17 protein-coding genes, 1 other RNA gene and 1 pseudogene are annotated in these 18,950 nt (G+C 36.3%); 6 read left to right on the forward strand and 13 right to left on the reverse strand.

Features of this window, described 5'->3' with window-relative positions:
* Nucleotides 1-126 precede the first annotated feature (126 nt).
* The 6 genes from GUB10_RS08220 to GUB10_RS08245 are packed head-to-tail and all read right to left on the reverse strand — an operon-like array spanning nt 127 to nt 4,094.
* Nucleotides 127-1,392, reverse strand: coding sequence for a competence/damage-inducible protein A (locus GUB10_RS08220; RefSeq protein WP_193710962.1), 1,266 nt, complete (start codon nt 1,390-1,392; stop codon nt 127-129).
* Nucleotides 1,389-1,730, reverse strand: coding sequence for an Hpt domain-containing protein (locus tag GUB10_RS08225; protein ID WP_193710963.1), 342 nt, complete (start codon nt 1,728-1,730; stop codon nt 1,389-1,391). Before GUB10_RS08225 ends, GUB10_RS08220 begins: the two co-directional genes overlap by 4 nt.
* Nucleotides 1,731-1,734: 4 nt before the next feature.
* Entirely contained in the window at nt 1,735-2,349 is a 615-nt protein-coding gene (locus tag GUB10_RS08230) for a fumarylacetoacetate hydrolase family protein (protein WP_193710964.1), read from the reverse strand.
* Between the two features lie 10 nt (nt 2,350-2,359).
* Nucleotides 2,360-2,590 carry a hypothetical protein gene (locus GUB10_RS08235; RefSeq protein WP_193710965.1) on the reverse strand — a complete coding sequence of 77 codons (231 nt, stop codon included), beginning with the start codon at nt 2,588-2,590 and terminating at the stop codon, nt 2,360-2,362.
* Nucleotides 2,544-3,311: a carboxypeptidase-like regulatory domain-containing protein gene (locus GUB10_RS08240; RefSeq protein ID WP_193710966.1), complete on the reverse strand. Its 768-nt coding sequence runs from the start codon at nt 3,309-3,311 to the stop codon at nt 2,544-2,546. The genes GUB10_RS08235 and GUB10_RS08240 overlap by 47 nt, the downstream gene beginning before the upstream one ends.
* 6 nt (nt 3,312-3,317) lie before the next feature.
* The gene (locus GUB10_RS08245) at nt 3,318-4,094 is read right to left on the reverse strand and encodes a 3'-5' exonuclease (protein WP_193710967.1); all 777 of its coding nucleotides are present in this window, start codon (nt 4,092-4,094) and stop codon (nt 3,318-3,320) included.
* A 166-nt stretch (nt 4,095-4,260) separates the two neighbouring features.
* Here GUB10_RS08245 and GUB10_RS08250 point away from each other — a divergent pair.
* Nucleotides 4,261-4,647: pseudogene (locus GUB10_RS08250) on the forward strand (BLUF domain-containing protein); the annotation flags it as partial.
* Nucleotides 4,648-4,750: 103 nt separating this feature from the next.
* Here GUB10_RS08250 and GUB10_RS08255 read toward each other — a convergent pair.
* Nucleotides 4,751-6,088 carry a dihydrolipoamide acetyltransferase family protein gene (locus GUB10_RS08255; RefSeq protein ID WP_193710968.1) on the reverse strand — a complete coding sequence of 446 codons (1,338 nt, stop codon included), beginning with the start codon at nt 6,086-6,088 and terminating at the stop codon, nt 4,751-4,753.
* A gap of 779 nt (nt 6,089-6,867) precedes the next feature.
* Nucleotides 6,868-7,485 (reverse strand): recombination mediator RecR, encoded by a 618-nt coding sequence (recR, locus tag GUB10_RS08260; protein WP_193710969.1) that lies wholly within the window; start codon nt 7,483-7,485, stop codon nt 6,868-6,870.
* Nucleotides 7,486-7,673: 188 nt separating this feature from the next.
* On the opposite strand from recR, the gene GUB10_RS08265 reads away from it, so the two are divergent.
* Nucleotides 7,674-9,119 carry a sodium:solute symporter gene (locus tag GUB10_RS08265; protein WP_193710970.1) on the forward strand — a complete coding sequence of 482 codons (1,446 nt, stop codon included), beginning with the start codon at nt 7,674-7,676 and terminating at the stop codon, nt 9,117-9,119.
* On the opposite strand, the gene GUB10_RS08270 is transcribed toward GUB10_RS08265, so the two are convergent.
* Complete coding sequence (locus GUB10_RS08270) at nt 9,090-9,452, reverse strand: CoA-binding protein (protein WP_193710971.1); 363 nt, start codon at nt 9,450-9,452, stop codon at nt 9,090-9,092. The two genes, GUB10_RS08265 and GUB10_RS08270, sit on opposite strands and share 30 nt — an antisense overlap.
* Nucleotides 9,453-9,900: 448 nt before the next feature.
* On the opposite strand from GUB10_RS08270, the gene GUB10_RS08275 reads away from it, so the two are divergent.
* Entirely contained in the window at nt 9,901-12,258 is a 2,358-nt protein-coding gene (locus GUB10_RS08275) for a TonB-dependent receptor domain-containing protein (protein ID WP_193710972.1), read from the forward strand.
* Between the two features lie 146 nt (nt 12,259-12,404).
* Here the strand turns inward: GUB10_RS08275 and GUB10_RS08280 are convergent, their stop codons facing one another.
* Nucleotides 12,405-14,036, reverse strand: a complete 1,632-nt coding sequence (locus GUB10_RS08280; protein ID WP_193710973.1) for an ABC-F family ATP-binding cassette domain-containing protein — start codon at nt 14,034-14,036, stop codon at nt 12,405-12,407.
* Between the two features lie 177 nt (nt 14,037-14,213).
* Between GUB10_RS08280 and GUB10_RS08285 the strand changes: the two genes are divergently transcribed.
* Nucleotides 14,214-15,632 carry a hypothetical protein gene (locus GUB10_RS08285; protein WP_227740351.1) on the forward strand — a complete coding sequence of 473 codons (1,419 nt, stop codon included), beginning with the start codon at nt 14,214-14,216 and terminating at the stop codon, nt 15,630-15,632.
* 75 nt (nt 15,633-15,707) lie between these two features.
* Here the strand turns inward: GUB10_RS08285 and fsa are convergent, their stop codons facing one another.
* From fsa to ffs, 3 genes are all read right to left on the reverse strand, one after another.
* Nucleotides 15,708-16,364, reverse strand: coding sequence for a fructose-6-phosphate aldolase (gene fsa / locus GUB10_RS08290; protein WP_193710974.1), 657 nt, complete (start codon nt 16,362-16,364; stop codon nt 15,708-15,710).
* Nucleotides 16,365-16,400: 36 nt separating this feature from the next.
* Nucleotides 16,401-17,222 carry an SDR family oxidoreductase gene (locus GUB10_RS08295; protein ID WP_193710975.1) on the reverse strand — a complete coding sequence of 274 codons (822 nt, stop codon included), beginning with the start codon at nt 17,220-17,222 and terminating at the stop codon, nt 16,401-16,403.
* Between the two features lie 44 nt (nt 17,223-17,266).
* Nucleotides 17,267-17,365, reverse strand: an RNA gene (ffs, locus tag GUB10_RS08300) — signal recognition particle sRNA small type.
* A gap of 87 nt (nt 17,366-17,452) precedes the next feature.
* On the opposite strand from ffs, the gene GUB10_RS08305 reads away from it, so the two are divergent.
* Both GUB10_RS08305 and GUB10_RS08310 read left to right on the forward strand, forming a co-directional pair.
* The gene (locus GUB10_RS08305) at nt 17,453-18,520 is read left to right on the forward strand and encodes a glutaminyl-peptide cyclotransferase (protein WP_193710976.1); all 1,068 of its coding nucleotides are present in this window, start codon (nt 17,453-17,455) and stop codon (nt 18,518-18,520) included.
* The gene (locus tag GUB10_RS08310) at nt 18,520-18,924 is read left to right on the forward strand and encodes a thioesterase family protein (protein WP_193710977.1); all 405 of its coding nucleotides are present in this window, start codon (nt 18,520-18,522) and stop codon (nt 18,922-18,924) included. Before GUB10_RS08305 ends, GUB10_RS08310 begins: the two co-directional genes overlap by 1 nt.
* Nucleotides 18,925-18,950 lie beyond the last annotated feature (26 nt).

Here is an 18,950-nt window from a genome sequence, read left to right on the forward strand (position 1 = left end):
AGGTTGAAAACAACTTAGATTAGGTATTGATTTCCATCTTAAAGGAATCAACACCTTGAATATTTAAAATACTGAATTTCAATTATTTCAACTAAAATACTCACAAGTTTTATTATACAAAATCATCTACAAATTCTGTGCTTTCACCTGCTGAAACAACTCGGCTCTAATCATTTCTATACTTTTGCTTACCGCTTTCCCAATTACTTTGTCACGATGATTTCCTAAGTTAAATTTCTTTGCATACACCTGTTTTGGGGTTGCAATACCTATAAAAACAGTTCCAATTTCTGCATCGGAATCACCTTTTGTTGGGCCTGCATTGCCGGTTGTAGAAATCGCATAATCGGTTTTAAAAAGATCTTTAACATTTTTAGCCATGGCCATAGCTACTTCTTCACTAACCACCGAATGTTCTTCTATTAGCTTCTTATCTATTTTTAAAACATCTTCTTTAGCACTGGTGGCGTAACTTACCACACTGCCTTTATAGTAATTAGAGGCTCCCGGAGGAGTGGCAAATAAGGCCGCCAATTTTCCACCTGTGCAGCTTTCGGCGGTGGCTATTGTTGCTCTATTTTTTAAAAGTAGTCTGGAAATTTGTATTTCAACCGGCTCGTCATCTTCGTAGCCCACAATTATATCACCAATAATACTGTGAAGCTTACTAACCAGGCTCTCTATACTATTTTTAAGGTGCTCTTCATTATCTCCTTTAGCGGTTAGGCGCAACCGCACTCTGCCCAGGTTTGGTAAATAAGCCAATTTAATATATGCCGGAAGGCTATCTTCCCAGTCTTCAATTTTTTCAGCAATGGCACTCTCTCCCATCCCGTATGTTAATACGGTTTTATGCAAAATAACAGGCCTTTTAAAGTTTTGCTGGAGCCTTGGGATTACTTCACCTTCTATTAAAGCTTTCATTTCAAAAGGAACACCGGGTAGAGATACGTAAACTTTGTTCTCGCTTTCAAACCACATTCCGGGCGCAGTTCCAAACTGGTTTTTTAATGCCGCAGCTTTTGAAGGCAACATGGCCTGCTTTCTGTTTAAATCTGAAATTGGAGTTTCTATATACTTCTCAAACAGAAATTCTATATGCTTTAGAACCTCGTCGTTATTAACGAGTTTATCTTCAAAAAATTCGCATAAACAATCTTTGGTGATATCATCTTTGGTAGGCCCCAGACCCCCTGTAATAATTATAATATCGGCACGATTTTTAGCTTCGCTCAGCGCTTCCAGAATATGACTTCTCTCGTCTTCTACCGTAGAAATTTGTTTTACGGAAACACCAATCTTATTTAATTCTTTTGCGATAAAAGCAGAGTTGGTATCCACTATCTGGCCTATAAGGATTTCATCTCCAATGGTAATTATTTCTGCCTTCATTCCAGCTCAAAATCTCTTTTAAGTGCAATACTGGCTACATTTACCTTTTTGGTAATTTTACTGGCTGCCTGCGGCACTTCATCCTTTTTCTTTCCGGCTTTGGCCCATGATTCTATCACTTTTACTTCGTCCATTAACTCTAAGCCAAAAAGTTGCAAATTAGGCTTCATTTTATGGGCATATTGATAGGCCAGTGTGGGGTTATCGTTTGAAATTGCCTCATTCATAGCCTCTACGTCTGGGGGAATCTCCTCTAAAAAAGTCTGCACCACCACCTTCATGAAATCATCGTCACCACCGGCCATTTCTTTAACTTCACTTAAATTGTAGTTGCTCATATCACTATTTTGTTTGAATTGAAAAAATTTGTTGTTCTTCTATAAATCCGGTTAATCTATCATTTACTGCAACCTTGCCTACTCCGGCCGGTGTTCCTGTAAAAATAATATCCCCTATTTTTAAAGTAAAAAATTGGGAAATATAAGCGATTAGCTCATCAATTTTCCAAAGCATTAATGCTGTATTCCCTTTTTGTACGGTTTCCCCGTTCTTTTCTAAACTAAAGTTAAGCATATTTATATCGGCTATCGAATCTTTAGTCAACCATTTTTCTCCTACAACCGCAGCCCCATCAAATGCTTTTGCCTTTTCCCAGGGCAAACCTTTTTCCTTTAATTTCTGCTGAAGATCCCTGGCGGTAAAATCTATACCAAGTCCAACTTCATCATAATATTTATGCGCAAATTTTTCCTGAATATGTTTTCCTACTCTTTTGATCTTTATCAAAACTTCTACTTCGTAATGCACTTCTTCAGAAAAATCTGGTATAAAAAAGGGCTGTTTTTTTAATAAAATGGAAGTATCGGGCTTTAAAAAAATTACCGGTGCTTCGGGTTTTTCATTTTTCAATTCAGAAATATGATCGGTATAATTTCTACCTATACAAATTATCTTCATGCTTAAATAATTAATCGGTTAGTTTAATTTTAAAAGCAGGAGCAGGAATCTCCCCTTTAAAAACCGAATGAGAATTATCTAAATTATTCATTTTTTTCCAACCATTAATATCCTTAAAAAAAGATTTGAAATCTTCACCTCCTTCTTCCAACACCCCTTTAAATACGGGTAAATATTTAACTACCTTATAATCTTTATAGTGTATATGTTTCCCGATATACCCGATAATCTTTCTTTTCAATATACTTATTTTCTTCAATAAATAGATGCTCTACAGCTACGAAAAAACCTTCTTTAGGTATTGAAATCTTATATTTAAGCAAAGGAATTTTTGCCTTAGCCCTATGGTCTTCTCGTTCTATAATTAAGTCTTCGGTTAACAAGTCTCCTGAAGGCTTTCCATCTTCTCCTACATTTAATATTCTTAACCTGAATTTAGACCTTCTATTCATCTTTATATCGGTAGAAAAAAATCTAACCTCTATCTCTTCTAAAAAACAAGATGCAGTAAACTTTTTAGGCCTGGCATAATAACGTGCCACCATACTTGGAAACTGCCCGCCACTAAAGTTGCCCAGCCCAATGCTTTCTTTTCCACGAAAATCATTAATCTTTTTAGAATTCTCCCCGATAATATTGTATAAATATACTGTTTCAAGATCATCCACGCCCGGTTGCAACTTTACCACCCTGCTATCCAGATCAGACAGTTTTAATTTTCTGGTTTCAAACCCTACATAACTAAATTTAAGGCTAGCAGAAGAATCAACACCTTTAAGGACAAAAGCAAACCTCCCCTGAGCATCTGTAGAAATACCTTTATGCTGCTCCTCTAAAACAACATTCACATAAGGCAAACCTTTTAAAGAAACGGCATCTACCACCTGGCCCACCACATGGTTTTGCTGAGCACTTAAAAAATTACAGCAAAGCAGAAGCAATACGATAAAAGTTTGCTTCATTTTTTATTAAGACAATTTATTATTTAGCTTTCTTAGTTTTATAGCAGTAAGTACCTTTTTTGTGTACAAAGGAAAGTCGGCATTTTGAATCCAACCATAATAACCCGGTTCGTCTTCCAATACCTTTTCTACATTTTGCCCTTTAAATTTACCAAAGGCAAAAATCTCTTCTCCTTTTTTATTGAAAGCTATAAAGCCGGCAAAATCGGCAAAACGTTTTCTGGCAGAATAATCGGCCAAATACTTCATATCGTTTTGTAAGTCGTCGTAACGATCTAACTGCGATTTTAAAACTTCATAAGTAGCAGTGGTATCGGCTTCAGCACTGTGGGCATCTATTAAATCTTTTCCGCAGTAAAACTGATAAGCGGCCGCCAGTGTTCTTTGTTCTTTTTTATGAAAAATGGTTTGCACATCTACTGCTACAACATTTTTCATTTCAAAATCTACGCCGGCACGTAAAAGTTCCTCTACCAATAGGGGAATATCAAATCTATTTGAATTATACCCGGCCAGGTCACAGCCTTTTATCATTTCGTGAACCTGGGAAGAAAGTTCTTTAAAAGTTGGCTCATTGGCTACTTTTTCATCTGAAATACCATGAATGGCCACCACTTCTTTTGGGATTTTCATTTCCGGGTTTACCAACCAGGTTTTACTTTCTTTATTTCCGTTAGGAAAAACTTTAAGAATGGCAATCTCTACAATACGATCTTTAGCCACATTTGTTCCGGTAGTTTCCAAATCAAAAAAACAAATGGGTTTGGTTAGGTTTAATTCCATAGAATGGGCTTGGTTTTGGGGGTAAAGATACTATAATTTATGAGCTTTACTTTTTTGAAAAGTCCTAATTTAATCTCTGTTGAACAAAAACAAAATACATTGTTTATATTTGAAATTATATAAAAAACCAGGCATGCTTAAATATTTGGCTTAGGTTAGCAAACAAAGTCATGTAATTACCGATAAAGAATTAAAAGAATTACTTGCAAAATCTCGTGACAACAACAGTAGCGTTGAGGTTACAGGATTGCTAATTTACTTTCATGGAACTTTTATTCAATACCTGGAAGGAAAAGAAGCGCAGGTAAATGATTTATACAACAAAATAGCTAAAGACAAACGCCACCATAATATCGTTGAAATAGATTCTGGTTTTAATGAAAAACGAGCTTTCTCGGATTGGTCTATGGCCTTTAAAAAATTAGAAAAAGATGAAGCTTTTAGCATTCTTGGATATAAAGATTTGGAGACGGCCCAATTTTTTACCAGTAATAATAACCAGGAGGAGCAACCTGCCCTAAGCTTATTAAATAATTTTGTAAAAAATCTTTAAACGAAGAAAACTATAAACTAAAAATCCTCAGGCTGAAATTATTTGCAACCTGAGGATTTTTTCCTTAATCACTTAGAAAACTTTAATACAAGTCTGCCAGTAATTATATCTCACGGTTTTTATCAAATCCTTCCAGATACTGAGCCACGCGTTGCACGAACTGGCCACCAAGTGCCCCGTTTACAACCCTATGATCGTAGCTATGCGATAAAAACATTTTATAACGAATTCCAATAAAATCGCCTTCCGGAGTTTCTATCACAGCCGGCACTTTTCTAATAGCGCCCAACGCAAGAATACCAACTTGTGGTTGGTTAATTATAGGTGTTCCCATAATACTACCAAATGTTCCTACATTGGTTACCGTATAAGTACCCCCCTGAATATCGTCTGGCTTTAATTTATTTTGTCTCGCACGGTTTGCCAAATCATTAACCTTCTTAGCAAGCCCTACAAGGTTAAGCTGATCGGCATTTTTAATTACCGGTACAATTAAGTTACCATCTGGAAGGGCTGCTGCCATTCCCAGGTTTATATTTTTCTTCTTAATGATTTTATCACCATCAACCGAAATATTAATCAGCGGGAAATCGCGAATAGCCTTCGCCACGGCTTCCATAAAAATTGGGGTGAAGGTAAGTTTTTCGCCTTCTTTTTTCTGAAAATCGTTTTTGTGTTTATTTCTCCAGTTCCAAATATTGGTAACATCTACTTCTATAAAAGATTGAACATGTGCCGAAGTTTGAACGCTATCTACCATATGGTGGGAAATCATTTTACCCATACGGCTCATTTCTATAATCTCGTCTTCACCCGAACGAACCACCTTTTCCGACTCGGCGGTAGCACTTGCCATTTTTGAAGTATCTGCCGCCGGTGCTTGTTTTGTTGCAGACTTTTGTTGAGTTGAAGCACCTTTCTGCCTGTTTTCAACGTAAGCAAGAATATCATCTTTAGTCACCCGATTATCTTTACCGGTTCCCTCTACTGTTTCCAGCTCCTCAAGACTAATACCCTCTTCTTTGGCAATATTCTTCACTAGCGGAGAGTAAAACCTGGAAGATTCAGAAAAATCATTACTTCCTGCGGTTTCTTTTGCAGCTTCTACACTTTCAGCAACTTCTTCAGCATATTCACTTTCTTCTTCATATTCAAGGTCAAGATCTATCTCATCATCATCGCTACCTGACGGAACTTCCCCCTCAGTTTCAATAATAGCTATAGTTTGACCTACCTGCACTACATCGTCGGCTTCAAAAAGTTTCTCCACCAAAGTACCTTCTACTTCACTAGGGACTTCACTATCTACTTTATCGGTTGCAATCTCCAATACAGGTTCGTCGGCATCAATAGCATCTCCTACCTCTTTTAACCAGTTGGTAATAGTTGCTTCGGCGACACTTTCGCCCATTTTTGGTAGCTTAAGTTCAAACTTTGCCATATCTTTATTAGAAAGCTTATTTTAAGGTTTATATTTGCGAATTTAATGAAATTTCAAGTTTAAAAGTATTAAAAAATCAATAAAATAAATTTTCATTCTATATTCCCTGTTCTAGAAACAAGATCCGCTTCTGGGTAAAATTACAATTTCAAAAGCTGAAACTAAATTTTTCAGTACAAATATTATCGATTAAGTGGAAGTTTTCGAGGATCCTGTCGCGTGTCAAAAACATTAAGAATCCTAATAAGAGCTTCATTCGGAACACTATAAAAATAGATTTATGCTTTGTTACCACACATTTATAAAAACTCTTTTCTTTTGAAAGTGCAGGAAAATGATAAGGATTTAATTAGCTCTATCGAATGCTTTAAGGTATTAAAGAAATTTTCATCAATTGTTTTGCTACAATTATTTTCAATATAATCAAGAATATTGTCTAGCTTTTTTATTACTGAAATAGCCCAAACAACTTCCCTTTTAGAAGCCATATTTAACTTTTACTCGTTTTGCAACTTCCTTATGAAAAACTCCTGCTACCCTAATTAAACTTTTTTCAGCATTTTAAATTCTTTCTTTTGCCAATCAGATATTAAATTTCACCCTTCAAGGTGATAATCGATTTGCGGTTGCTCAATACTTTAGGTTGATAAAAATATCAATCAACTCCTGAATTCAAAGCAATTGAGCTTCATCAAGCTCCTCTAATTTTTCAATAATCGCTTTTTTAATGCTGAAATTTCCATCTGTTTATTTTTTAGCGCGAAGCTCACTTAAAGATATCAATTTTTGGTAGAATTTTCAAAAGGAACCCTGTTGGTAATACTTCTCCCTAAAGTAACCTCATCTGCATACTCTAGTTCGTCTCCCACTGAAATTCCGCGGGCTATAGTAGAAGTTCTTAGCTCTGTACCTTCCAATTGTCTGTAAATATAAAAATTGGTGGTATCACCTTCCAGGGTGCTGCTAAGCGCAAAAATTAGCTCTTCTACTTTCCCGGCCTGCACTTTTTCAATTAATGGCTTAATACTTAATTGTGAGGGGCCAATCCCGTCCATCGGACTTATCTTACCTCCCAGAACGTGGTAATGCCCCCGGTATTGATTGGTATTTTCAATAGCCATTACATCGCGAATATCTTCTACCACACAAATAATTTCTGAATTCCTGGCAGGATTGGCGCAAATAGCGCATAAATCTGTATCACTAATATTGTAACAGTTTTTACAAAGTTTTATCCCAGACCTAAGCCCGGTAAGGGCCTCTGTAAGTTGCTTGGTTTGCGACTCGGGTTGCTTAAGCAAGTGTAATACCAACCTTAAGGCAGTACGCTTACCAATACCCGGTAGCTGAGACATTTCATCTACCGCCTGTTCCAATAATTTCGAAGAAAAATCCATATTGCGAATTTATGACTTTTACGCGATATTAAAGATGTAAATGCCGAGGCTTAGCCTAATTGTAATGATATTTTTTTGCTTTCGCCGCTTTAAGCAGCATCTTGAAGGGAGCTAAAGTTCCATTTTAAGGAAGTAGGTAAAAGTTTATGCTTAATTTGTAAATTCGTCCCTTTCTAAAATCACAAGCTATGCAGCCTTACCAGATTTTAATTTTAATAGCCGTTTATTTCGGACTTTTGTTTTTGGTCTCTTTCTTTTCGAGTAGAGCCGGTAGTAATGCCGAATTTTTCAGGGCCAACAGGCAGTCTCCCTGGTATATTGTAGCTTTTGGAATGATTGGTGCCTCGCTTAGCGGGGTTACTTTTATCTCTCTTCCCGGTACGGTTGCAACCGATAGTTTTAGTTATTTTCAAGTGGTTTTAGGTTATACTGTAGGGTATGCGGTAATTGGCCTTGTGTTACTACCGTTATACTATAGATTAAACCTTACCTCTATTTACTCCTACCTGGAATCTCGTTTTGGAAAATACTCCTATAAAACCGGGGCCTCATTTTTTTTATTATCCAGGATTGTAGGCTCTAGCTTTAGACTATTTCTGGTAGCCAACGTTTTACAACTTATCCTTTTTGATGAACTGGGGGTGCCTTATTACGCAACTGTATCTGCAACCATATTGCTTATTTGGTTATACACTTTTAGAAGCGGGATTAAAACGGTAGTCTGGACAGATACCTTGCAAACATTTTTTATGCTATTGTCCCTTGGTGCAACTTTAATTGTGGTTTCAGATGAATTAGGAATTACAGCAGGCAACATGATTAATCACCTTTCGGAAAGTGGCCTCACAAAAATCTTCTTTTTTGAAGATTGGAAAAGTAGCGACCATTTTGTAAAACAATTTTTAAGTGGAGCTTTTATTGCAATTGTAATGACCGGACTGGACCAGGACATGATGCAAAAAAACCTTACCTGTCGTAACCTGAAAGAAGCCCAAAAAAACATGTTCTCTTTCACCCTGGTGCTTACCATAGTGAATATGATGTTTCTTATTTTAGGAGTGCTTCTTAGTCAATACGCCGATTTAAGTGGGATAGACGCCATTAAAGATGAACTTTTCCCGGCCATAGCTACAGGCGGCGAACTGGGAATTGGTGTCGCCATTCTTTTTATCCTTGGCTTAATTGCTGCAGCTTATTCCAGTGCCGATGGCACTTTAACCGCGCTTACCACCTCATTTAGTATCGATATTCTAAATATTGAAAAACGCTATGAAGAGGCTAAACAAATGAAGATAAGAAAGCAAATTCATATTGTAATCTCACTGTTATTTATCGGCGTTATGTTAATTTTTAAATACGCCATAGCCGATAAAAGTGTGATCAATAAACTATTTGAATTTGCGGGTTACACCTACGGGCCACTACTTGGCCTATACACCCTTGGCCTTTTCACATCCATAAAAGTAAAAGATAAGCTTGTTCCGATTGTAGCTATAGTAGCTCCGGTTTTATCTTATATAATCAGTATAAATAGCCTGGTTTGGTTTGGCTTTGAATTTGGCTTCTTTATTCTAATTCTAAATGGATTTCTCACTTTATTAGGATTAATATTGATTCGTTCCAAGCATAATTAAAGTACAGGCAACTTCAAACTCAATATTATTATCTCTTAGAATATCGTAAAACTCAGGGTTTTCGGTTCCGGGATTAAAAATCACTCTATTAGGCTGTAAAGAAACGATATAATCGTAATATTCTTTCTGCCTGGGAGGGCCTAGATAAAGTGTAACCGTGTCTATGTCCCGAAACATAATTTTTTCGGTTTCAATTTTCACCCCTTCTACTTCTCCTTTTCTCAAGCCCAAAGCTACTGCCGGCTGGTTATATTTAACCAAGCGCTTAATCGCGATATTAGAATATCGTGCCGAATTTAAAGAAGCTCCCAAAACTAATGTTTTATTTTGCATATCACAAACTTAAGATTTAGGCCTAAGTGTAACAAAAATACTTGGTACGAGTCTTTTATTTAGAGAGGCTTGTTGGAATATAGATGTGATGGTTAGTAAACCGGCAAGCTTTTGATAGGCTGTCTGTAAGTTTTAGTTTGTTATTCCGGAAAAACAATCTTTAAAAACGTGCAGATGGCCTTTTTTCAAAAAATATTTAAAAAAAGTGTAACATTTCATTTTTCACCTCGTCTTTTAAAGTAGAAGAAAGATCGAAATTTTGGAAGCTCAGGCTTATGTATTATGCAATACAAAGTATAAGGCATAACAAAACAAACGGGGTCATTCATCAATCTAACATGGTAAGTTTCATTCATCAACAACCCGAAAATTACCAAAACAAATATTCATCTATTATGTATTACAAGGAATTATTCTAAACACACTAACCATCAAAATCAATCAAAAAATGAAACAGTTATTTTTAATTTTAACATTATGTATTAGCGGTTTAACCGCAATGGCCAATGAACCCATGGGAAAAATCTCAGGTTTAGTGCTGGATAATGATCTCAAAGAGCCCATCCCTTACGCAACTATTAGTATTACAGACAAAGAAGGAAACCTGGTATCGGGAAATACTTCTGCTGCCGATGGAACCTTCAGCATAGAAAAAATCCCCAACGGCACCTATACTTTTTCAGTGCAGTTTATGGGGTATAAAACATTTTCTAAAGAAATTAAGATTACCAAAGACCAGAAGACCTACAACTTTGGCAATATAGCTTTAGAACCAGACGTAGCTATGTTAGAAGGTGTAACCGTAGTTGCAGAGCGCACCACCATAGAACAACGAATAGACCGAAAAGTAATTAATGTTGGGAAAGATCTCACCACAACCGGGGCCAGTGCTTCCGAGATTATGAACAATGTACCTTCGGTGAATGTAGACCAGGACGGAAATATAGCACTTCGCGGAAATTCAAATGTGCGTATCCTAATAGATGGAAAACCCACCAATATGGATCCGGCCCAATTATTAAAACAAATCCCTTCAACCTCTATTAAAACTATAGAGTTAATTACCAACCCTTCTGCCAAATATAACCCGGAAGGAATGAGTGGAATTATCAATATTGTACTTCACAAAAATGCAAAAGATGGTTTTAACGGAAATTTAAATACGGGCGTGACTATTGGTGAAAATACCAGGTATAACGGTTCTTTAGATTTAAACTATAGAAAAGGTAAACTAAATTTCTACGGAAATTTCGGAACACAGTTTGGAGACCGGGAAAACATGGGAAGAATAAACTTTACCGAAGATAATTATCGCCAGGCTTTTGACATCCTTAACTCCCGAGAATCTTATTTATATAAAGTTGGCGTAGATTTTTATATAAACGAAAAAAACACTTTTTCCTTCTATACCAATCAGAATCATTATAACGGCGGCCCACAGGGAGCCTTGAGAATTATTTACCCCAACAATCCACAAAGCAATTTAGCGCAAAACCTGGACTCTAATTACGATAATATTAATAGCACCTATAATTTTGCTTACGACCGGAAATTTGAAAAAGAGGGACATAAAATCCTGTTTGAATTAGACTACAACACCTTTGATGAAGATGAAAATTCTATTTTTAACTTTGAAGGGGATACCGAAGGCTTTACAGATTATCGTGACCATGTAAAAGAAACAAGGGAAAATTTTATCGCAAATATAGATTATGAAAATCCGCTTTCTGAAAATAGTAAATTAGAATTAGGCGCTGAAGCCCGTCTATTAGATACCGATAACGACTACACTACCAACAGTAGTTTATTTACCCCTGCAACTTATCAATATAAAAGGGATATTTACTCTTTTTACACAACCTATGGCCAAAATTTCGAAAAATGGTCTTATCAGATCGGTGCCAGGTTAGAAAACTTTAGTGTAGACGCAATTTATAATGGCGAACAGGTTTTTACAGACGATTACTTTAATATTTACCCCAGCGGATTTCTAAATTATACACCAAGTGAAACTAATTCCTATCAATTAAGCTATAGCCGAAGGGTAGATCGTCCGGGTTTTGGCCAGGTAAGTCCTATTCGCGAAATAAGTACACCAAGGCTAACTGTATCCGGAAACCCTGAATTAGATCCACAATTCACCAATTCCCTGGAATTTAATTATACCCGTAAATTCATTAAAAAAGGAAGTTTAACTGCCGGGGTTTTCTTTAGAAATATTAACGATGAAATTAGCCAGGTTTTTATAGAAGACCCTAATGAAGAAGGCTCACTATTATTACAGTTTGAAAATTTTAAAGACAATAATGCCTATGGCCTTGAGCTTGGACTTAATTATAAATTTACCGATTGGTGGAGCACCAATACAAATTTTGAACTCTATAGCCAACAATTAAAAGGCGTTGTAGGCACCGATTACCTCGAAACCGATAACACTGCATGGACATTCAGATCTAACCATAGTTTTAAAGCCACCGAAAAATTAACTTTTCAATTATTTGGCTTCTATAGAAGCAAGGCCAAAAATCTACAAATGGATATGGATCCCATGTATTTTATAAATCTGGGAGGACGGTATTCTTTACTAAATGGTAAAGCCACACTTAGCCTGAATTTTAACGATGTTTTTAATACACAGGAATTTAGTTTTATCAACGGTCGCCCCTTACCACAAACAGGAAGGTTTAAGGGCGAAACCCAAAATGTATATGTAGGCTTTTCTTACCGCTTTGGCGGAGGAAAAAACCAGGCATTAAAAAGAAAGCAAAGAGACGACAACGAAGCAGATGGTGGTGGAATGTTTTAAGAATTCAGATAGTTTGTATTTTTGTTTTAATTAGCCAAAAAAACCCGGTAGCAACTACCGGGTTTTTTACTTGTTTCTTCTTGTCCAAACTTTGAGCTAAAGCAACTATCTCATCAATAAAACAAAGTATTTAGGTAAGGCAGTATTTAAACCTCTACAGCATACATTTTATCGCGTTGCTCCTTAATCTTCTTATCGCTCATATACTCATCAAACGTGGTGTAACGGTCTATAGCCCCTCCCGGTGTTAATTCAATTACACGGTTAGCCACTGTTTGTGCAAATTCGTGATCGTGCGTAGTAAACAAAACAGTTCCTTTAAAATTCTTTAAAGAATTATTAAAAGCAGTAATAGACTCTAAATCAAGGTGGTTTGTAGGCTCATCCAGCATAACCACGTTAGCTCTCATCATCATCATTCGGCTTAACATACAACGTACTTTTTCCCCTCCTGAAAGCACCTTAGAAGTTTTTAAAGCTTCTTCGCCACTAAACAACATTTTCCCCAAAAAACCTCTAATATAAACCTCTTCCCTTTCTTCTTCTGTCTTAGCCCATTGTCTAAGCCAATCTACCAGGGTAAGGTCGTTATCAAAAAACGCCGAGTTATCTAATGGAAGATACGACTGTGAAGTAGTAACACCCCAGGAATATTTACCGGATACCGGTTCCTGCTTTCCATTTATAATTTCATAAAAGACAGTAGTTGCTCTTGAATCTCTAGAATAAACCACCACTTTATCTCCTTTTGCAAGGTTGATATTTACATTTTTAAAAAGTGTTTCCCCCTCAACAGAAGCTTCAAGTTTTTCTACATTAAGAATCTGATCTCCCGCCTCGCGTTCTCGTTCAAAAATAATTGCAGGATACCTTCTACTTGAAGGCCTTATATCCTCAATATTTAATTTATCAATCATCTTTTTACGGGAAGTAGCCTGCTTAGATTTAGCTACGTTAGCGCTAAAACGCTGTATAAATTCCTGTAATTCTTTCTTTTTCTCTTCCGCTTTTTTATTCTGCTGTGCTCTTTGTCTGGCTGCTAATTGTGAAGATTCGTACCAAAAAGTATAGTTTCCGCTATAATGATTTATTTTTCCGAAATCAATATCTGAAATATGCGTACAAACAGCATCCAGGAAGTGACGGTCGTGAGAAACCACAATTACCGTATTATCGTAATTAGCTAAAAAATGCTCCAGCCACGAGATGGTTTCATAATCCAAATCGTTGGTAGGTTCATCCATAATCAGCACATCTGGATTTCCAAAAAGTGCCTGAGCCAAAAGCACCCTTACCTTTTGGGTTCCGTCAAGATCTTTCATTAAGGTAGCGTGGTATTGTTCCTTAATACCCAGGTTAGAAAGCAAGGAAGCGGCATCACTTTCGGCATTCCAACCATTCATTTCTTCAAATTCTACCTGCAATACTCCTACTCTTTCTCCATCGGCATCGCTAAAATCTTCTTTCATATAGATTTCATCCATCTCCTTTTTTATCCTGGCCAAAGGTTGGTTCCCTAAAATCACCGTTTCCAGTACCGGAGTATCATCATACAGGTTATGGTTTTGCTCCAGTACAGACATTCTTTTGCCCGGCTCCAGGCTCACATGACCAGAAGTTGGCTCAGATTTTCCAGAGAGTATATTTAAAAAAGTAGACTTTCCGGCGCCATTGGCTCCAATAATTCCATAGCAATTACCCTGGGTAAAAGTGGTGTTCACTTCATCAAACAAAACACGCTTGCCAAATTGAACCGAAAGATTTGATACTGAAAGCATAAAATTATAATTTGAAAATTTTTGCAAAAATAGCCAATCCCAAAGACTTATCTAAAGATTAACGTTTTTATTATTCTTTTAACTCCCGATTAACATTGGTAATGTATACCGCAAACTATATTTGTAGCTGCTACCAGGATTAGCGGCATCCCAAGTATTTAGCTCTTAACGATCTACATGAAATATTATTTACTTTTTTTTCTTATCGGAGTTATATTTTCTTTTGGTTGCAACAGTTCTAAAAAAGACCAAAAAGGAATTTTTATTGGAGGGCAAATTATGAACCCCAATAACCCTTATTTTGTTCTTTCTAAAGGCACTAAAACTATCGATACGCTTTTTTTGGATCAGAACAACCAATTTGGAAAAAAGCTAGAAAATTTAGAACCCGGAATATACAGTTTTACGCATCCGCCAGAAAACCAAATAATGTATTTGGAGCCCGGCGATAGTATTTTGGTTTGGCTAAACACTATGCAGTTTGATGAGTCCCTTAATTTTAGTGGGCCGGGATCTTCCAAAAGTAGTTTCCTTTTAGAAATGTTTCTAAGTAACGAGCAAAATAACGATATGATGCTCTCTTACTACAAAATTAATCCTACCAAATTTGCCGGCATCACAGACTCTATCAAGAAATCAAGAATAAATAAATTAAATACTTTAAATGAAAAAGAGCAATTTTCTGAGGCCTTTAGAGAACTTGCCTATAATACTATAAATTACGACTTCTATCACTTAAGGGAACGCTATACTTTTTTGGTAAAAAAATACTACAACGAATTAGCGCAGCAAATTCCTGATGATTTTAATAGCTATCGAAAAGACCTAAATTTTAACAACAGCCAGCTCAAGGAATATTATGGCTATTTAAATTTTATAGAGGATCATTTAAGAACCCGGTCTATTGAGAATTGTCTGGATAATTTTGATACCAACTCTAATTGTTTTGAACTTCACTCTGTACCAAACATTCGCTATAGAATTAATCTCGCCGATTCTCTAATTGAAAAAGAAGAAATAAAAAGTATTTTTATAAACCGCCTGGCCATTCAAGGCATCACCTTTTCAGATAATGCCGAAAAAATTGATGGCATACTAAACATTCTTAAAGAAATTAAGTTTAATGGCGAAAAGTTACCCGAGCTACAGGAAATGGCAAAAATTCAAAAAAGATTATTACCGGGTAATAATATTGGAGAGTTACCTCTAATCAATTTTAAAGATGAAATGGTTCGGCTAAAAGACATTTCCAACAAACCCATTGTAACCTACCATTGGTCTCTAGACGTCCCCGAACATTACAAATGGCAGCACGATATAATTAGAAGCTTAAAAGAGAAGTATCCGGAACTTGAGTTTGTAGGAATAAATATTGACAAAGGTTCTAAGCAAGCCTGGAAAAATATAGTTAAGGCTTACAATATGGACCAGACCGGAGAATATAAACTAAGTACCATCGATATTGATATCAATTTGCTTAAAAATTACCTTAACAAACTTATTTTCCTTGATTCCAGAGGCAACATAATTAATGGTAAAGCCCAGCTTAACACACCTAATTTTGAAAGGCAAATCCTGGAATTTTTAAATAATTAAAAAAGCTATTTAGAGAGTTCTTTTCAACTTAGAACTCTTTAAATAGCCTTTCTTTTTAATATCAATCAAGAAATTTTACTGATTTCCTTTCTTATAGTCGGCAAGGAATTTTTCCAATCCAATATCTGTAAGTGGGTGCTTTAGCAAACCTTCAATAGAAGAAAGCGGCCCCGTCATAACATCGGCACCTATTTTAGCACATTCCAATACGTGCATGGTATGACGTACAGAAGCTGCAAGAATTTCAGTTTCAAAACCGTAGTTATCATAAATCAGCCTAATTTCAGCAATAAGGTTCAAACCATCTGTAGAGATATCATCTAACCTCCCTATAAATGGCGAAACATACGTAGCTCCGGCTTTAGCAGCCAATAAGGCCTGCCCGGCAGAAAATACCAAAGTACAATTGGTTTTAATCCCATTGTCACTAAAATATTTTATCGCCTTAACCCCTTCTTTAATCATAGGAACTTTCACAATAATCTGTTCATGCAATTCTGCAAGCTCCTCACCTTCTTTTACCATTCCTTCAAAATCGGTTGAGATCACTTCTGCACTTACATCTCCATCAACAATATCACAAATCTTTTTATAGTGTTTGTAGATATTATCCTTTCCGGTAATTCCTTCTTTCGCCATAAGAGACGGATTAGTTGTTACCCCGTCTAAAACGCCAAGTTCCTGAGCTTCCTTTATTTGGTCAAGATTGGCTGTATCAATAAAAAATTTCATAAGCTATAGTTGTTTGTTAATCTTGTGTTCGCAAAGTTATAATTTATAATGCTTTAGCAGCATTTTTTCATAGACTTTATCGGGTAGAATTCTTTTTAGACCCACCGAAAACTTTTGCAGGGCCTCACCAATTTTATAATGCCCACGAGGATCTTTTTCCTGAATAATTCTATGTATCGCTTTAGCCATTATAAAAGGATCTTTTCCGGCATCAACATCATCGTTCATTAACTTCAGAGTATTAGCATACGGCTCTTTATACGGAGAATCTTCTAAAACAGGAGCATGGTAACGACCCGCAGCAATATTAGTTGCAAAATCTCCGGGCGCCACATTTGTCATTTTTATATTAAAATCTTTAATCTCCATTCTAAAAGCCTCTGTAGTAAGCTCTAAAGCACCTTTTGATGCCGAATAAATGCCGCGATAAGGCAAGCCCATATAGCCTGCAATGGAAGTAATATTTATAATCAAGCCAGTATTTTGCTTTCTCATTTGAGGCAATACGGCTTTAATCACTTTTATAGGTCCAAAATAATTGGTTTCAAAAGCCCTGGCAATCTCATCATCGGGAGTTTCCTCTATAGGGCCTGTAATGCCAACTCCGGCATTATTAATAAGCACATCCAGCTTACCTTCTTTAGCTATTATTTGGCCTACTGCCGCAGTAATTGTTTCTTTTTTGGTAACATCTAAAGCAAGCATCGTAAAAGGAGGATTAGCTATTTTTGCCGGATTTCGGCTGGTACCATAAACCTTAAAATTATGTTTAGATAAGTATTCGCCTATAGATTTTCCAATCCCGGAAGAAGCTCCGGTTATAAGCACTACTTTTTGAGGAGATGCATTTGTTTTCATAGGCTGCAAAGATGCGATAAAATTTAGAACCTTCCAGAAACAAAAAATGGCAAGCTCCCCACATCACACCGCTACGACCGCTTACCCTTGCTGCGTTCCCGCCCTGGGGGATTCAGCAGGAGCTGGTTGTGTGGGACTTGCCGGTGCAAATATACAATCTTTCCTTCTTTTCACAAGTATTTTTTATAGTGAATTGAGTATTTTAGCAATGTATTTAATACAAAAGATCCATGAATAAATTTAAGTTCCTGTGCCTGTTATTATTAGGTTTATTTATTTTTTCCTGCGGAAGCAATTCTGATAAGAAATCTTCTTATTTTAAACTAAAAACTGAAGAAAATAAGTCCGAATTTCAAGTTGGACAAACCATTCGTGGATCTATAGAAAACCTAAAAGATCGCCAAATAGACTCTATTCGATTGTTTTTTCAGCAGAAATATTTAAAAACCCTTATTAGCGAGACATCTTTTACCGTAGCCCTGGAAAATCCCAAGTTAGGCCGCCAAAAATTAGAAGCCATTGTTTTTTCTGAAGGAGAAACCGACACCATTAGTGACAACTTTAAAATTTTAAACAATCAGCCTCCCAAAGCATATACTTATAAAATTATAAATAAATATCCACACAATAAACAAGCCTATACCCAGGGCCTCGAATTTTACCAGGACACTTTATATGAAAGCACCGGACAATATGGAAGTTCTTCTTTAAGAAAGCTAAACCTGGAAACCGGCGAAGTTTTAAATAAAATCATCCTTGAAGACCGCTATTTTGGGGAGGGACTTACTATTTTAAACAACAAACTTTACCTGCTTACCTGGCGCGAAAAAGAAGGTTTAATCTATAATCTTGATACTTTTAAGCAAACCGGGAGTTTCGCCTACAACCAAAGTAAAGAAGGTTGGGGCTTATGTAATGATGGGGAAAAGCTTTATAAAAGTGATGGTACCGAAAAAATTTGGATCCTGGACTCAGAAACACTTGCGGAAAAAGATTTTATTCAGCTAGCAACCAACACCAAAATTTATTCAAAATTCAATGAACTGGAATGGATTGAAGGAAAGATTTACGCCAATACATACCAATTTCCCAGTGTGACTATTATTAATCCTAAAAATGGAGCAATAGAAGGTGTGATAGATTTTAGAGGCCTTCGGGATGAATTAGGGAATTTGGAGAGCCTGGATCCCCAAAATCACGTTTTAAATGGAATTGCCTATAATCCCAACACCAAAAAGCTCTACGTAACAGGTAAAAATTGGGATACGCTTTTTGAAGTAGAAATAGTCGAAAAATAATGACGTCAACCCCAGAAATATTTGAGCAAAGTTTTTTGGTAGAAAAACGACATTTAGACGAGCAAAATCATGTTAACAATGTGCAGTATGTACAATGGGTGCAGGATATAGCTAAAGCACATTGGGAAGCCAGAGCCAACCAGAAGCAAAATCTACAATATTTTTGGGTGGTAATAAAACACGAAATAAACTATAAAAAACAAGCTTTTTTAGGTAATGAGATCCTGATACAAACCTATGTAAGTGAGACTTCCCATGTAAAATCCATCAGGCACGTAATTATAAAAAATGCCGAAACAAAAAAAGTACTGGTAGAAGCAAAAACCACCTGGGCACTTATGGACCAGGAAAAGAAGCGACCAGCCAAAATTTCTGAAGAATTAAAAAGAATTTTTCAGCAGTAAACTATCCCCGGCAAACCAATAAAGGT

Origin of the sequence: Salegentibacter sp. BLCTC (genome assembly GCF_015143665.1) — a bacterium.
GTDB lineage: Bacteria > Bacteroidota > Bacteroidia > Flavobacteriales > Flavobacteriaceae > Salegentibacter > Salegentibacter maritimus.